The organism is Amycolatopsis arida (assembly GCF_900115565.1).
GTDB lineage: Bacteria > Actinomycetota > Actinomycetes > Mycobacteriales > Pseudonocardiaceae > Yuhushiella > Yuhushiella arida.
The window spans coordinates 1-15,611 of sequence record NZ_FOWW01000014.1 but is presented as its reverse complement, the minus strand read 5'-3'; the positions used below and the strand labels follow the sequence as shown (position 1 = coordinate 15,611).

11 protein-coding genes and 1 pseudogene are annotated in these 15,611 nt (G+C 69.6%); 8 read left to right on the top strand and 4 right to left on the bottom strand.

Going from position 1 to position 15,611, the window contains the following annotated elements:
• The first annotated feature begins 412 nt into the window (after positions 1-412).
• Both BM051_RS26925 and BM051_RS26915 read left to right on the top strand, forming a co-directional pair.
• On the top strand, positions 413-1,042 hold the full coding sequence (locus BM051_RS26925) for a VOC family protein (RefSeq protein WP_092536486.1): 630 nt from the start codon (positions 413-415) through the stop codon (positions 1,040-1,042).
• Between the two features lie 190 nt (positions 1,043-1,232).
• Positions 1,233-1,694, top strand: a complete 462-nt coding sequence (locus BM051_RS26915) for an iron chaperone (protein ID WP_092536479.1) — start codon at positions 1,233-1,235, stop codon at positions 1,692-1,694.
• A 232-nt stretch (positions 1,695-1,926) separates the two neighbouring features.
• On the opposite strand, the gene BM051_RS26910 is transcribed toward BM051_RS26915, so the two are convergent.
• Together BM051_RS26910 and BM051_RS26905 are read right to left on the bottom strand one after the other, a co-directional pair.
• Positions 1,927-2,823 carry a Vgb family protein gene (locus BM051_RS26910; RefSeq protein WP_092536476.1) on the bottom strand — a complete coding sequence of 299 codons (897 nt, stop codon included), beginning with the start codon at positions 2,821-2,823 and terminating at the stop codon, positions 1,927-1,929.
• Positions 2,820-3,460, bottom strand: a pseudogene (locus tag BM051_RS26905) (CatB-related O-acetyltransferase). The gene BM051_RS26910 and the pseudogene BM051_RS26905 overlap by 4 nt, the downstream one beginning before the upstream one ends.
• Before the next feature lie 330 nt (positions 3,461-3,790).
• On the opposite strand from BM051_RS26905, the gene BM051_RS26900 reads away from it, so the two are divergent.
• The 6 genes from BM051_RS26900 to BM051_RS26870 all read left to right on the top strand — a co-directional run bounded on the left by BM051_RS26900 (position 3,791) and on the right by BM051_RS26870 (position 13,714).
• A complete protein-coding gene (locus BM051_RS26900) occupies positions 3,791-4,231 on the top strand; it encodes a ParB N-terminal domain-containing protein (RefSeq protein WP_134046008.1) in 441 nt (146 codons plus the stop codon).
• The gene (locus tag BM051_RS26895) at positions 4,228-7,479 is read left to right on the top strand and encodes an AfsR/SARP family transcriptional regulator (protein WP_092536470.1); all 3,252 of its coding nucleotides are present in this window, start codon (positions 4,228-4,230) and stop codon (positions 7,477-7,479) included. The genes BM051_RS26900 and BM051_RS26895 overlap by 4 nt, the downstream gene beginning before the upstream one ends.
• Before the next feature lie 1,550 nt (positions 7,480-9,029).
• Positions 9,030-9,914, top strand: coding sequence for a ParB/RepB/Spo0J family partition protein (locus BM051_RS26885; RefSeq protein WP_243859381.1), 885 nt, complete (start codon positions 9,030-9,032; stop codon positions 9,912-9,914).
• A 129-nt stretch (positions 9,915-10,043) separates the two neighbouring features.
• Positions 10,044-11,648 (top strand): sugar ABC transporter ATP-binding protein, encoded by a 1,605-nt coding sequence (locus BM051_RS26880; protein WP_092536464.1) that lies wholly within the window; start codon positions 10,044-10,046, stop codon positions 11,646-11,648.
• A gap of 107 nt (positions 11,649-11,755) precedes the next feature.
• On the top strand, positions 11,756-12,685 hold the full coding sequence (locus tag BM051_RS26875) for an ABC transporter permease (RefSeq protein ID WP_243859331.1): 930 nt from the start codon (positions 11,756-11,758) through the stop codon (positions 12,683-12,685).
• Positions 12,686-12,706: 21 nt separating this feature from the next.
• A complete protein-coding gene (locus tag BM051_RS26870; protein ID WP_092536458.1) occupies positions 12,707-13,714 on the top strand; it encodes a substrate-binding domain-containing protein in 1,008 nt (335 codons plus the stop codon).
• 15 nt (positions 13,715-13,729) lie between these two features.
• Here the strand turns inward: BM051_RS26870 and BM051_RS26865 are convergent, their stop codons facing one another.
• The gene (locus tag BM051_RS26865) at positions 13,730-14,731 is read right to left on the bottom strand and encodes a LacI family DNA-binding transcriptional regulator (protein WP_092536455.1); all 1,002 of its coding nucleotides are present in this window, start codon (positions 14,729-14,731) and stop codon (positions 13,730-13,732) included.
• A 448-nt stretch (positions 14,732-15,179) separates the two neighbouring features.
• Positions 15,180-15,611 (bottom strand): FG-GAP repeat domain-containing protein (locus BM051_RS26860; protein ID WP_143095731.1); only part of this gene is annotated, 432 nt, incomplete at its 5' end.

Genomic DNA, 15,611 nt, shown 5'->3' with positions numbered 1-15,611 from the left:
AGCGGTGAGGACAACGCTCGCGCGGGCGTCGAGCATCCGTTGCGCAGGAACGAAGAAGGTCCGCGAAGGCATCGGTGGCCCGCCAGCGGGGCGAAGGGCTGCCGGTCCTGCGGGACACCGCGGACCGCCGAAGGCGAAAGCTGGGCGGGGCCCGTCCGGACACCCTCGACACCACCGAGACGCGCCGCGCACGGCATCGGCCACGAACCGGTGGAGACCTACGGCAACGGCGTGCGCCACGTCGTCGTGCTGGACCCGGACGGGAACAGTCTGTCGTTCGCCGAGGTGCTCGCCGGGTGGGTCACGGGAACAGGACGGGGCACGGCTGCCTGTCGGATGTGTGGTGTTGGCTGGCGGGACCGGTCAGGAATCGAGAAGCGCTGGTCAGTGGGTCGCGCTTAGCGTTGCTGTCATGACTTCGATCGAGACCATCACTCTGGAGGTGGCCGATGCCGCGGCCGCCGAGCGCTTCTACGCTTCTGCTTTCGGGTTGGCGGACGCCTGGCTGTGTCTGCGGGCCGCTCGGGAGCCGACCAGCGGCTTTCGCGGGTTCACCCTGTCACTGACGGTGCCGCGGCCGGCTGATGTCGACGTTCTGATCGGCGCCGCGCTCGACGGCGGTGCCACGGTGCTGAAGCCGGTGGCGAAGTCGTTCTGGGGTTACGGCGGGGTGGTCCGCGCGCCGGACGGCGCGATCTGGAAGGTCGCGACCTCGGCGAAGAAGGACACCGGTCCTGCTACCGGGCGGATCGAGGGCGTCGTGCTGTTGCTGGGAGTGGCCGACGTGGCCGCGAGCAAGCGGTTCTACCAGGACCGGGGCTTCACCGTGGCGAAGAGCTTCGGCCGGATGTATGTCGAGTTCGCTGCCGGGTCGAGCCCGATCACGCTGGCGCTGTACCGGCGGCGTGCTCTGGCCAAGGACGCCGGTGTTGCCCCCGACGGCAGCGGATCGCACCGGATCGTGGTCGGCGGGGCTGTCGAGCCTGGCGCCGACCCGGACGGGTTCGTGTGGGAGAGCGCCTCGGTGGCGGCCCGGTCCTGATGTGCCACTACCGCCTGCCGGGCCTGGTCGCCGCGCTCACCCGCGGCGGCGTGGCGTGGTTGGACGACACGTCCGTTCATCGTCGAGTTGACGTTGCCGACATCGCACTGCCCTCTGGCGACGAGCGGCGGGTCAGCGCGGTGAACGGGGTTACGGTCCCCCTTACCACGATCAGTGAGGAGAAGGTGCGATGAGCCGCGGCAAGACCAGCGGTTACGAGGGATTCACGGCCGAGGAGCGGGCCGCGATGAAGGAGCACGCCCAGGAGGTGAAGAAGGAAGCGCGCCGTGGGTCACGGGCGGACAAAGCGGCGGCGGCGGAGCGGGACGTCCTCGCGAAGATCGCCGAGATGCCCGACGCCGACCGGATCATCGCCGAGCGCGTCCACGCCGTGGTCACCGCCAACGCCCCGATGCTCGCGCCGAAGCTCTGGTACGGGATGCCCGCCTACGCGCTGGAGGGCAAGGTCGTCTGCTTCTTCCAGAGCGCGCAGAAGTTCAAGGCGCGCTATGCCACGGTCGGGTTCAGCGACCAGGCGAAGCTGGACGAGGGCCCGATGTGGGCGACCAGTTTCGCCCTGACCGAGGTCACCGCCGACGTGGAGGCCCGCATCGCTGCCCTCGTGCGGCAGGCGGTGCGGCCGGTGCGCTGATCAGAGCCGACGTGGACCGCAAGCACCACTGCTCGACGTCGCCGAACTCGCGCGGCCGCGCCTTCGCCACCGGATCGACGAAGGCGCGGCCGCGCGGGTGCGGGGCGTCCTCCGTGTTCGCCGAAACGAGGGAGTGTCACGAGCGGCTCCGCGGTCAGTAGCCGATGCGTTCGATGTCGAACGGCAGGTAGATCCGCTGGTGGGGGAGAGTGGATGATCGTGTGGTGGAACGTCACGGGCAAGGCCGCGTCCTGGGCTGGAGCGGTTTCGGGATGACGCGGGCGAGGGCACCGATCTCGAGTGCCGCCCACAGCGCACCGTCAGGGCCGAGGGTGATGCCGTGTGGCTCGGCACCGGAAGTCGGCAGGTCGTGTACTTCGATGGCACCGTCCGGGGTGATGGAGCCGACACGATTGCCGCCCCATTCGGTGAACCACAGGGCGTCGCCGCCCGAGGTGATGGCGTGCGGCCGGCCGGCACGGTCGGGCAGCGGGAACTCGTTCACCTGGCCGTCGGTGGTGATCCGGCCGATCTGCCCGGCGGCGATCTCGACGAACCACAGCGCGCCATCCGGCCCCGTCGCGATGCCGACCGGCGCGGCCGCCTCGGTTGGCAGCGGGTGCACGGTGACGGTGCCGTCCGTGCCGATCCGGCCGATCGCGTTGGCCTGGTTCAGGGTGAACCACAACGCCTCGTCGGGTCCCGCGGTGATCGCGGACGGGAACGCCCCGGCCAGCGGGAGCGGGAACTCGGTGAGCTGACCGTCAACAGTCATCCGGCCGATCCGGTCGGCGGTGGTCTCGGTGAACCACAGGGCGCCGTCCGGTCCGGCGGCGATCCCGAACGGCCCGCATTCCGACAGCGGGAACTCCTCGATCTCACCACCGGTGGTGATCCGGCCGATTCGGTGTGCCTGGTACTCGGTGAACCACAACGCACCGTCGGGTCCGGAGACGATGATCGTCGGGCCGCACCGAGGGTCCACCTGATAGCTGGTCGGCCGCTCCCCGGGAACGAGCCGCCCGATCTGCCCACTCTGGACCAGCGTGTACCACAGGGCGCCGTCCGAGCCGGTGGTGATCGCGTACGGGCCGCTGCCGGGCACGGCGTGTTCCTGGATGGATGTCATCGGATTCCCTCGGCGATGCGTTCGATGTCGGCAGGATTGCCGGCCATGATCGTGCGCGCGTGCTCGGTGACCAGTTCGGCGGGCCAGTCCCACCAGGCGGCGCGGCGCAACCGGTCGATGTCGGCGTCGTCGAAGCGTTGCCGGAGCACCCGCGCCGGGTTGCCGCCCACGATGGTGTAGGCCGGGACGTCGGTGGTGACGAGCGAGCGGTGGCGATGACGGCGCCGTCACCGATACGCACGCCGGGCATGACGGTGGCCTGGTAGCCGAACCACACGTCGTTGCCGACCACGGTGTCACCTCGGCTGGGCATGCCGGTGACGATGTCGAGGGTCTTCTCGGTCCATTCGCCGCCGAACATGGTGAACGGGAACGTGGACACGCCCATCGTCGGGTGTTCGGCGCCGGCCATCAGGAACCGGGTGCCGGCCGCGATGGCGCAGTACCTGCCGATGACCAGTCGTTCCGGTCCGTAGGCGTAGAGCACGTTGCGGTGCTCGAACTCGGTCGCGCCGTCCGGGTCGTCGTAGTAGGTGTACTCGCCAACGACGATCTTCGGCGAGGTGACCAGCGGCTTGAGGAACACCACCCGCTCGTGCGCGGGTAGTGGGTGGAGGGTCATCGGGTCAGGTGTCAACGTCCAACTCCTGGTGAGGGGATGGTTGGGGAACGGGGTCGAGGAAGCCGTCGACGCGGCACAGGCGGGCCCTCGATGATCATGACGGCCAGCCCGATGATCACCGCGGGGCCACCGGCCGGGGCCAGTTCCCCGGTGAGGCGCGGCACGTGGTGGTGGCCATCGGCGCTCCCGACCATGCGGTACACCAGGTCGGGGAACCGACGCTGGGCCGTGGCCACCACGTCCGCGATGGTGAGGATTTGAACGGCTGCGTTCCAGCCAGGTTGCCGGTGGGGTCTCTGCGGCCATCCTTCTCACCGAGGCGTACGGGGGGAGAACCTCGAGCACGTGCGGATGCTCGCTGATCGCGGGATGAGCTTACCGCCCATCGTCCGCACCGCCCCCTCTTGGCGGGTCATCGACGGCATGCGCCGGCTGCGTGCGGCCATTCCGCGTGGCGACGCCGAGATCGACGTGCGGCTGTACGACGGCGATGCGGACGATCCATGCCGGCTGATGCTGCGGTGGCTGGAGGCGGACCTCACCGGCATCGAGTGCCGAGCCAGGGGGGCCGACGTCGTGCCCGCGCATTGCCTCGCCGTCCTCGTGAGCTTGCCTGGGAGAACGCCGCTGGCTGGCGGGACCTCGCCGAGCGGCTCGATCAGCGAAGGAGGCCGGCCTCGAGCGGATGACGTCGCGATACCGGGGCCCACTGATCCGCCATTCGGAGTAAGATCCTCCTGTGTTCTCGAACACGGTACGAGCGACGGGCAGGGTAGCCGCTGGTGAGTACGGCCGATGTGGACTACCGGGTGCTGGGGCCGCTGGAGGTCGAGCGGAACGGTCGCCCGGTCTCCGTTCCCGCGGGTAAGCAGCGGGTCATCCTTGCCCTGCTGCTCCTCCATCACGATCGAATGGTCACCGTGGAGGAACTCGTCGACAAGACGTGGGGTGCGCGGCCACCCGCCGACGGACGTGCCGTCGTGCAGAAATACGTGATGCGGCTGCGACGGATCTTGCCCAAGGAGGCGATCCGCACCGAGGACGGCGGTTACCGGCTGGTACTGCCGTCGCGAGGAGCCGACCTGAGCAGGTTCACCGACCTGGTGGAGCGGGCGAGAACAGCCGCGGCCGAGGGCGATCGGGAAGCCGAGTCGACGTTGTTGACCAAGGCCGTGGCGGAGTGGCGCGGCGTGCCGCCGTTGGCGAACGTTCCTTCGGACGCACTGGCCAGGGACGAGATTCCCCGGCTCGTGGAGCGGTACCTGCAGGCGATGGAACGCCGCATCGAGGTTGACCTCGAGCTGGGCCGGCACGGCGACGTCGTGGGTGAGCTGATGGGGCTGGTTCGGGAGCACCCTCTCCGGGAGCGGTTCTGGGCGCAGTTGCTGCGGGCGCTCCACGGCTGCGGCCGCCAGGGCGAGGCGCTGAACGCCTTTCGCGAGGTCACCCGGTTGCTGGCGGACGAGCTGGGTGTCGACCCGGGCCCCGAGCTGCGCGAGACCCACCGGCGGATCCTGCGCGACCTCGACGAGCCGCCGGAGGTTCCTCGGCGGTCCGCCGAGGAGACGCGATGCCGCCGGCCGCGGCAACTTCCCATGGCCACCGCCCATTTCGTCGGCCGAAGGGAGGAGATCGAACGACTCACGGCGCTCCTCGGAGCCACCGGCGACGCGCTCACGCCCCCGGTCGTGGTGATCACCGGGCCCGCCGGCGTGGGCAAGACCGCGTTGGCCGTCCACGTCGCGCATCGGGTAGCCGCCCGGTTCGGCGACGGCCAGCTCTTCGCCGACCTACGGGCGTACGGTACGACGGCACCACTGAGCCGCGAGGAGGTGCTCGGCCAGTTCCTGCGCGCGCTCGGCCTGGCGCCCGACGCGACGCCGCTGGCGCTGGGCGAGCAGGTCTCCCTGTTCCGGTCGCTGATGGCCGGCCGGCGGATGCTGGTCGTGTTGGACAACATCGCCACGGAGGAGCAGGTCCGGGCGCTGCTACCGGCATCGCCCGGCTGCGCCGTCCTGGTCACCAGCCGCCACGAGCTGGGCGGCCTCGCCGTGGACCCGGGTGTCCAGCGACTCCGCCTCGGAGAGCTGACCACGGCGGAGTCACTCGACCTGCTGGTCACCCTGGTGGGTGACGACCGCGTCTCCGACGAGAGCGAGTCGGCCGGGGACCTGGTGGTGTCGTGCGGTCGGCTGGCGCTGGCAATGCGGATCGCCGCCGCCCACCTCGCGCTGCGTCCGCAACTCAAGATCGGCGACTACGTCGCCCAACTGCGCTCCGGCAGCGCGCTGTCCCTGCTCCGACTGGAGGGCGACGAACGGGCGGACGTCTCCGCCGCACTGAACTGGTCCTACCGGGTGCTGAGCCCGGAGCAACGGCGGATGCTGCGCCTGGTGAGTCTGGTGCCGGGCCCCGACTTCGGCGTCGAGGCGGTGGCCGCGCTCTGCGCGGTTCCCCCCTCGACGGCCGGCGATTGTCTCGATCAACTGGTGGCGGCCAGCCTGCTCGACCGCACCGCCTCCGGCCGGTACCGGCTGCACGACCTCGTCCGTGATTACGCGCGGCAACGCGGTCTGCGGGAGGACCCGGACGACGAACGATCCGCGGCCCACCGCCGGCTGCTCGACTACTACATCGCGGTGACCGACGCGGCGGTGCGACCGCTGCTCACGATGAACCCGCTGCCACGGCCCCCGTCCGTGACGTCGCTCGACGTCGGCGCGCGCTCGCTGGACTCGGTGGACGAGGAGCGGCCCGCGTTGGTCGCCGCCGTCCGGGACGCCGCCGAGCGAGGACCGTACCAGGCAGCGTGCCACCTCGCCGACGCCCTGCGTGGCTACTTCACCCTGCGCGGGCACACCGTCGACTGGCTCACCACGGTGGACGCCGGACTACGGGCAGCGCGGCGGGTCGGCTACGACGAGGGCGTCGCGGCCATGCTCAACGGCCGCGGGGGATTGCGGTACTACTCCGGTGACACCGGTGCGGCGCTGCGAGACCTCACCGCCGCGTTGCGACTCTACGAGCGACTGGGCCTGCCCGGCGCCAACGCCGCTCGGATCAACCTCGGCATCATCGCCCAGGTCAGCGGCGACCTGGCCAGGGCGGTCGAGCATCTCGAGGCCGCGCTGCGGGGGTACCGGGCCGCCGGGGACGCCACGCTGGAACGCCGAGCCCGGGAGAACCTCGTCCTTTCTCTGCTCGAGCTCGGCGAGCTTCGCCGGGCCCGCCGCGAGTGCGCACCACTGCGGGAGGACGCCGCCACGCCACCGGTTCCCGGTCAACCCGGCGTGCCCGCCATGCTGGCGCACTACACCGAGGAGCTGCCGCGGGCGCGCCGCCTTCTGATCGAGTCATTGGACGAGGCGCTGGCCCGGGGTGATCAGCGCACCTCGGTCGGCCTGCGCGACGAGCTCGCCAACTGCCTGCTGGAGCTCGGCGATGTCGACGAAGCCTACCGCCAGGCCAAGCAGGGCCTCGCCGACGCCGAGCGCAACCAGGACGTTCGCAACACGCCCAATACGCACACGACGTTCGCACAGATCCTGCGGGTCATGGGACAGGACGACGACGCGGCGTTCCATTACGACGAGGCGTTGGCGAGCGCCCGGGACATGCGCAGCCCCAACCTCGAGTGCGGCGCCCTGATCGGACTCGCCGAACTCCGGCTCGCCGCCGACGACATCCCGGAGGCGACGGCGCTGGCCACCCAGGCGGTGCTGATCGCGCGCGGGTCGCGGCGCCGGCTCCGCCTGGTCCAGGCACTCACCGTGCTCTCGGCCTGCGAACGCGCTATGGGCAACCCGTGTCGGGCGCGGGAGCTGGCCGAGGAGGCACGGGAGCTCGCCCACGACTGCGAGTACCCGCTGGGGCAGGCGCTGGCGCTCGAGCAACTCGCCGAGGTGAGCGCCGTGGTCGGTGAGCGCGACGCGGCGATCTCCGGATGGCGGGAGGTCGAGCACCGGTACCGTGAGCTCGGATCCCGCCGAGCGGCACACGTGGCCCGGCGCCTGGTGGCCACCCGATGTGGGTGATCACCCTCGCGACCGTGGCGCGGGTGGCCGATCAGCGAAAGAACGATGACCGCGTCAGGCCCGTAGCGCCGCGTCGGTCGACCCGAGCAAACATCTCCGGCGGTCGCTCACGAACGGCTGCCGCTGGAGTGGTAGCGCGAGCCCGGCGCAAGGAGTCGACTACTCGGATGGGTCTCGGACTGCGCGCGGCCACCGACAGCACGATCGATGTCGCGGGCGGCAACGCTCGTTTCGGGGGGCGCGCTTGGTCGCGCGCCCATGAATTCATCTCCGGTGATGTACGACTGCGCGTTGCGCGCGGACGAACATGATCCAGGCCGCATCTCAAACATCAGGGCAATCCCGATATCAGCAATACCTGACGAGACTGTCCGACTGATCAATCCAATCAGACGAACACGCGTCGTCGGTTCACCCGGCCGTGTTTCGCAGCCGTGAGCCGTGGTTCGATCTGTTCATCGGCAGGCAGTCGATGCTTGAACGGTGAACGATCCTGGACGGGATTGACAGCAGGAACAAAACGAACGTAGCTTGCCGAGCACAATCCATCTCATCGTCCAACCTGGTTCAGAGACAGATGGACGACCGAGTCGAGAGAGGTGTGCTGAATTGATCAGGAAAGCACTGCTTGCCCTCGCGCTTACCGGAGCGGCGACCATGGTGCCCATGGCAATGGCAACCCCCGCTACAGCGGCTGAGGCGCTACCACAGACACTCCCTACGGAGAACACGAACCTGTTCCGCGCCGCCCCTCCTCCCCCTTGCGTGACGGTCAGGGAGGACAACCCGGCGGGAGTCACGACCCGCTTCACGGCGACCAACCACTGTCATTTCCAGGTGCGAGTCAAGTTCACGTACAGGTTCGCGATGGATTCCCGTTGCTATACCATCAACCCCGGGCAGAGTGCGTCGCACACACGCACGAGGGGTACCGGTCAGATCTTCGACGGGCTCAAGGCCTGCTAGTACTTCAGCCGAGTTGGAGTACCAGGTCGTTGAGTCCGAACCAGATCGACGACGGGTGGTGACCCGATGTTCCTCGGGTCACCACCCGTCTGCGTCTCGCCGGTCTTCGCCACCTGGCGCAGGTGGTTCGAGCGTGCTTCCTGGCACCTGGTCGAAACCAAGCCGGGGTCGCCGGCCACGGACGGCGACCCGGGAAGGGAGTGAATGCCGACCGAGGGGACACCTGACGCCGTCGTGGTCGACGCGGGGCAGCCGGTGCTGCACGCTGCCGCTGCCGCTGCCGCACACGATGCTGCGGCCCTCCTGCCCGTTCGCCGGGTGGCATCGATGCGGCATTGAGATGGCAGTGCGGGGACGGAGACTGACTGCGCAGTGTCGCCTGGCGAGGTGACGCACGAGGCGTAGGTAGGTACGGGGGAATGATGGTGCACCAGGTCAGTTCACAGGTGAATGCCGTCCACCGTCGGTCCGGAAGCTGGCTGGAGATGCAGTTGGACAGCTGCGTTCCGGCCAGGGTTCCGGTCCAGTCGTTGAAACCGTCGCTGTCGCCGCGACGTGACGGTGAGAACCTCGAGCACGTGCGGATGCTCGCCGAGTGCGGCTCGTCGTTGCCGCCCATTATCGTGCACCGTCGGTCCATGCGGGTTGTCGACGGCATGCACCGGCTGCGCGCCGCCATCCTCCGGGGTGACTCCGAGATCGACGTGCGGCTGTACGACGGCGACGAAGGCGACGCCTTCGTGCTGGCCGTGCAGGCCAACGTCACGCACGGGCTGCCCCTGTCCGCGGCCGATCGGAGGCAGGCCGCCGAGCGGATCCTTCGTACTCATCCGGACTGGTCGGATCGCATGATCGCCACCGCTGCCGGACTCTCTCCGGCCACCGTGCGCAAGGTCCGGATGCGGACGACCGCTGACGACGCATCACGAGGCGGCCGGCTCGGCAAGGACGGGCGGGTGCGCCCGTTGAACGGTGCGGCCGGCCGGGAACTGGCCGGAAGACTCATCGCCGAGCGCCCAGGGGCCACCCTGCGGGAGATCGCGAAGGAAGTGGGGATCTCACTGTCGACCGCCCGCGATGTCCGCGAGCGAGTTCGGCGAGGACTGGACCCGGTACCGGCCCGCGGCCGGGCCGGTAGGAGCGCTCGGGAGGAGATCCGCGCCCGCCCGGTCCCCGACCTGCCATCGCGGCGGAGTGCCGCCCAGTGCCAGCCGAGCCGGGCCGACCGACTGTCCCTGCTGCGGGAGGACCCGTCGATTCGCTTCAACGACATGGGCCGCCTGCTGCTGCGCTGGCTGGAGGTCGACCTCACCACGGCGGAGTGGCGACGCAGCGTCGCTGACAGCGTGCCCGCGCATTGCGTCGATGGCGTCCTGGCCATGGCCTGGGAGAACGTCAGAGCGTGGCAGGACCTGGCCGAGCGGCTCGATCAACGGGGAAGGATCGCGGCCGAGCGGACGACGTCATGAGTCCCGGGCCGTGCCTGGCGGGGGGTGGGGGTCGTATGGACAGCTTTCCCTCGAGCTTGACACCCGGTCAGGCTCGTCCTAGCGTCTCGGTAATCGATTTCCCAGGTGCTTCGGCAGCGAGGGACGGGCATGGACGACGGCGACCGGCCCCTGGTCGAGATGAGCGGTGTCACCAAGACCTACGGCGGGGTGTGTGCCTGTCGGGAGGTGTCCCTGACGCTGCGCGGGGGCGAGGTACATGCCCTGCTCGGCGAGAACGGTGCCGGCAAGTCCACGCTGATGCGCATCCTCAGCGGCGACGTCACCGACTACGACGGCAGCGTCTCCCTGCGGGGACGGGAGTTCCGCTTCGCCGCTCCGTCCGACGCCCAGCGCGCGGGAATCGCCATGATTCCCCAGGAGCTCGACCTGGTGCCGGGCCTTTCGGTCGCGGAGAACATCTTCCTCGGCCGGGAGCTGCGCACTCGATGTGGTGCGGTGGATCGCGGTCGGATGATCCGCCGGTCGAGAGGGTTGCTGGAGCACACCGGGGTGGCGCTGGATCCACGTCGGCCGGTCGGCGAGCTGCGCACCGGTGAGCAGCAGCTGGTCGCGATCACGAAGGCACTGGCTCTCGACGCGCGGGTCCTGATCATGGATGAGCCGACCTCCGCGTTGTCCTCGGCCGAGGTCGACCAGATGTTCACGGTGATCGGCGAGCTGAGCAGCGCCGGTACGGGGATCTTCTACATCTCCCACCGAATGGAGGAAATCGGCCGAGTTGCCGACCGGGCAACGGTGCTGCGCAACGGGTCGGTGGTCGCCGAGTTCGACGCGCGCCGGATGAGCGCGCGGCAGGCCGCCCGTGCCATGGTCGGCCGCTCTGTGCGGACCTTGTTCCACACGCGCGCTCACGAGCCGGGTCCCGAGCTCCTGCGCGTCGAGGACCTCACCGTCATACCTCGTCGGGAGCGCCCGGGCCGCCGCGAGCCGGCCGGGATCACGCTGTCGGTACGCCGCGGTGAGATCGTCGGCGTCGGTGGTCTGCTGGGCTCCGGCCGCACCGAGCTGCTGGAGACGCTGTTCGGCGTCGGATCCCACGGCCGGTGGCGCGGCGAGGTGACGTTCGACGGCCGCCGGGTACGGCCACGCACGCCGCGGCAGGCACAGCACCTGGGCATGGCCTTCGTGGCAGAGGACCGGCGGGTCGCCGGACTGATGGTGGGGCACTCGGTGCAGGCCAACACCGTACTTTCCATTGTGGACCGTATCGCGGTGCTCGGTGCGGTACCGCGCAGGCGGGAGACCGGTACCGCGCGAGCGATCCTCACCGAGCTCAACGTCAAGCTCGGCTCGGTCCGCGACGCGGTGGGCACGCTGTCCGGTGGCAACCAGCAGAAGGTGGTCCTCGGTCGCGCGTTGCTGACCGAGCCGAAGCTGTTGCTGCTGGACGAGCCGACGCGCGGAGTCGACGTGGGCGCCAAGGCGGAGATCTATGAGCTGCTCGGCGCGGCCGCCGAGCGCGGCATCGCGGTGCTGCTGGCGTCGTCGGAGCTGCCCGAACTGCTCGGTGTCTGTGATCGGGTCGTCGTCCTGCGGTCCGGGCGGACCGTGCGGGAACTCGACACGCGCGCCGCGTCGGAGGCCGACCTGCTGGCGGCCACGATGGGTGTCGGCCCGACCGCCGAGCTGGTCGACGCGGCGAACGGCACGGCATCGGCAGGTACCGGAACGCCCCGGGCACAGCCACGATGAGCGGGCGGACGGACGAGCTGACGACTGCTCGCGTACCACGCCCCGAACCAAGCCGGTTCCGCTCCGTCGCCGCGTGGCTGTTCCGTTTTCAGAGTCTGTTCGGACTGATGGCGGTGTTCGTCGCCGCGGTGGTCTTCTCCCCGACGCGCGGCGGCGAATTGCTGTTTCTCAACAGCGACAACCTGTTCAACGTGGTTCGCGCCGTGTCCGAGATCGGGATCATCGCTGTCGGCATGACCTTCGTGATCCTGGTCGGTGGCATCGACCTGTCGGTCGGCGCGGTGCTCGGCCTGGCCGCTGTCGGGTCCGCCGTGCTGCTGGTTCATCAGGACCTCGGTGTCCTGCCCGCGGTGCTGCTGGTCCTACTCGCCGGGCTGGTCTTCGGTCTGCTGCAGGGGATGGCCTCGGCCATGCTCGGCATCCAGGCGTTCATCGTGACGCTGGCGGGACTGCAGATCGCTCGCGGTCTGGCCCGGATCACCTCTGGCGGCCAGGGCGTCGCGATCGCCTACGGGGACGGCCCCGGCGAGGCGCCCGCCGTGTTCTCCTTGCTCGGCGAGCGCACGTTCAACGGCCTGGTGCCGATCCCGGCGGTGATCTTCGTGGTGGTCGCCGTGCTGGCCATCGCGTTCCTGCGGATGAGCGCGTTCTCCCGGCACGTCTACGCGGTCGGCGGCAACGAGAAGGCGGCACGACTGTCCGGCGTCCCGGTCACCCGGGTCAAGGTGATCGTGTTCGGGATCAGTGGGTTGCTCGCCGCACTGGCCGGGATCGTCCACGCGGGCCAGCTCAACCAGGGCAGCCCCAACGACGGCAGCGGCTACGAGCTCGACGCCATCGCCGCGGTCGTGATCGGAGGAACCGCGCTCTCCGGTGGGCGCGGTTCGATGATTGGCACAGTCGCCGGGGCATTGCTGCTCGGCGTGCTCAACAACATCCTTGCGCTCAACAACGTCGATCCCAACGTTCAGTTGCTGGTCAAAGGTTTGGTGATCGTGGTCGCCGCGGGTCTGCAGCGGCTACGTCCCGAGTCGTGAGCCCCAGCAGGAAGGAATGCCATGTCCCGTCGACCCCTCACCGTGGCCGCGATCGCGGGCTGCCTGTTGCTCGTGTCCTCGGCCTGCGGCACGACGAGCGAGAACTCCGGCCAGGGCAGCCAGCCGGGCCAGACCGGTAGCAGTTGTCAGGGTCCGCGGGGCTCGTACGTCATCGGGATGAGCCAGGCCAACGTCGCCGAACCGTACCGGCAGCGGATGGACGACGACATCGCGCAGGCCGCCGCGGCGATCCCGCAGTTCACCGTCGAGTTCGCCGACGCCCAGCAGGACAACGCCAAGCAGGTCTCCGACGTGGAGAACTTCCTGATCCAGCAGGTCGACCTGCTGATCATCAGCCCGAACGAGGCCACCCCGCTGACGTCGGTGGTGAAGAAGGTCTACGACAGGGGCGTTCCGGTCGTGGTCCTGGACCGCAAGGTCGACGGGGATTCCTACACCACGTTCATCGGAGCCGACAACACCGAGATCGGGCGGCAGGCAGGCCGGCACATGGCCGAACAGGTGCTGCCCGACGGTGGCAGGATCGCCGAGATCCGGGGGCTCGCCGGGTCCACTCCGGCGCGGGAGCGGTCGACGGGCTTCGCCGAGGGCATCGAAGGGAGCGACATCGAGATCGTGGCGGCCGCGGACGGCGACTGGCTGCGCGAGAAGGGCCAGGCGCAGGCCGACGCGATCCTCAAGGCCCATCCCGACCTGCAGGCGGTCTACGCCCACAACGACCCCATGGCCGAGGGAGCGTACCTCGCGGCCAAGGCGGCAGGCAGGGACCAGCAGCTCAAGTTCATCGGAATCGACGGACTGCCCATCCCGTCGGGCGGCATCAAGGCGGTCGAGGCGGGCAGGCTCTCGGCCACCTTCATCTACCCTACGGGCGGTCAGGAGGCCATCGACGCCGCCAAGGCGTTGCTGATCGACTGCCAGCAGGTGCCCAAGACCCAGATCCTGCCGACACAGCTGGTCACCCAGGAGAACGCGACCGAGATCTACGACAGGGCCAACAGCGGCTGAGCGGCCCGCCGCGGGTCAGCGCGCGGACCGGCGGGAACTGGCCCGCTCGAGGAGGCGAGCGGTCAGGGTGGTGACGGCAGGTGCCCGACGACTGCTGCCGATCCTGGCCAGCAGCAGCTGCGCCGCGATCCGACCGACCTCGTACGCGGGCTGCGCGACCACGGTCAGCGGCGGGTCGACGACGGCCGTCCAGGGCGCGTCGTCGAAGGCCACCAGCCCGACATCGCGGCCCGGCCGCAGACCCAGCTCCCGCACGGCGGCCAAGACCCCGATCGCCATCGCGCTGTTGGCGACCAGCAGGGCATCCGGTGGCTCCGTCTGGGCGAACAGCTCGGCACTGGCCTGCTGCGCCCGCGTGCCCTTGTACTCGCTACGCCGCACCAGCGTGGAGGAGGTGCGCCGGCGCGCCGCACGCAGGGCGTCGCGATAGCCGGCGAGCCGGTCGTCCGCGGTGCGCACCCCGGCCGGGCCGGTCACGCAGCCGATCCGGCCGTAACCCTGCGCCAGGAGATGTTCGGTGGCCATCCGGGCGGCCTGCCTGGTGTCGACGAGGACGGTGTCGCCGAACCCGACCGGTAGTGGCCGGTCGACGGCGACCATCGGAATTCCGGTGTCGGCGAGTACGTCCGCATTGGTGCCCGCGCCGGTCGGGGACAGGATGACCCCGGCGACTCGCTCCTGGATCGCCACGTCGATGTAGCGCCGCTCCTTGTCGGCGTTCTCGTCGGAGTTGCACAGGACCACTGAATAGCCCATGTCGTGCGCCACGTCCTCGACGCCGCGCGCGATCGCGGTGAAGAACCAGTTCTCGACGTCCGAGATGATCAGTGCCAGAACAGCGGTCTCTCGCCTCCGGAGACTCCGGGCCGGGCCGTTGGGCTGGTAGCCCAGTGCGGTCACGGCCTCGAGGACTCGCGTGACCAGCGCGGGGGACACCGTCGACTTGCCGTTGAGGGCGCGGGAAACCGTCGCGGTCGAAACGCCGGCCAAGCTGGCCACGTCGTTGATCGTCGGCACCGGGGCTCCACTCGTTGTTGACAACGTCCAGGGGCAAGACTAGCGCGCCGAGAAAACGATTACCCAGCCTGGTTGACGTCGTCGGATCGGGGGCCGACCGACCCGGGGGCGAAGGCACTCGCGCCACGTGGCTGGAGCAGCACGCCACCCGTGCACTACGACAGGAGGAAGCTCCTCCCGGAAGCTGCTGGAACGCCAGATCGGCGCTGACGTGGTGACTCGCGAGCTGACCGAGGAGTGGCGGCTGACGCCAAGGGGCAGCCCGAGCCGCGTGCCGGGTGCGAGTTGGTAAACATCACGCTCGACGAGTTCCGCCCGGTCCGAACACCGGTGTACCGCCGCCGCTGACCGTCGTGCTGGTCGCAAGCCGGGATCGCGGGCAGCTGAGCTGCGTGGTGGCGGGCCGAGGGGCCGGCGATCAGGTTGCCGGCCCCTCGGTGATCGGGATCTACAGGCTGGTTTCTCCGGGGAGTCCGAAGAAGTCGTGCCATTTGGTGCCGGGGCCGAAGGTGGTGCCGGTGGAGAGGGCGGTGTAGACGTCGGCGCTGGGGGTGTGGGTGAAGGTGACGATGTCGGTCTTGCCGTCGCCGTTGTAGTCGCCGGTGTAGGGGAATTCGCCGCTGGGTGCGAAGTAGTCGTGCCATTTGATGGTGGTGCCGAGGAAGGCGTTGGTTTTGTTGGACAGTGCTACGTAGACGTCGCCTGCGGCGTTGTTGGTGAAGGTGGCGATGTCGGTGGCGCCGTCGCCGTTGAAGTCGCCCACCCGTGGTGCTTCGCCGGCGATGGCGAAGTAGTCGTGCCATTTGACGCCGGGGCCGAAGCCGGTGCCGGTGGACAGGGCGGCGTAGACGTCGGCGCTGGTGCCTTGGGTGAAGGTGAT

Coding starts and splice junctions, on each gene's coding strand:
- BM051_RS26925 (WP_092536486.1), top strand. CDS start 413: ATGACTTCGATCGAGACCATCACTCTGGAGGTGGCCGATGCCGCGGCC.
- BM051_RS26915 (WP_092536479.1), top strand. CDS start 1,233: ATGAGCCGCGGCAAGACCAGCGGTTACGAGGGATTCACGGCCGAGGAG.
- BM051_RS26910 (WP_092536476.1), bottom strand. CDS start 2,823: ATGACATCCATCCAGGAACACGCCGTGCCCGGCAGCGGCCCGTACGCG.
- BM051_RS26885 (WP_243859381.1), top strand. CDS start 9,030: ATGCTCGCCGAGTGCGGCTCGTCGTTGCCGCCCATTATCGTGCACCGT.
- BM051_RS26880 (WP_092536464.1), top strand. CDS start 10,044: ATGGACGACGGCGACCGGCCCCTGGTCGAGATGAGCGGTGTCACCAAG.
- BM051_RS26875 (WP_243859331.1), top strand. CDS start 11,756: ATGGCGGTGTTCGTCGCCGCGGTGGTCTTCTCCCCGACGCGCGGCGGC.
- BM051_RS26870 (WP_092536458.1), top strand. CDS start 12,707: ATGTCCCGTCGACCCCTCACCGTGGCCGCGATCGCGGGCTGCCTGTTG.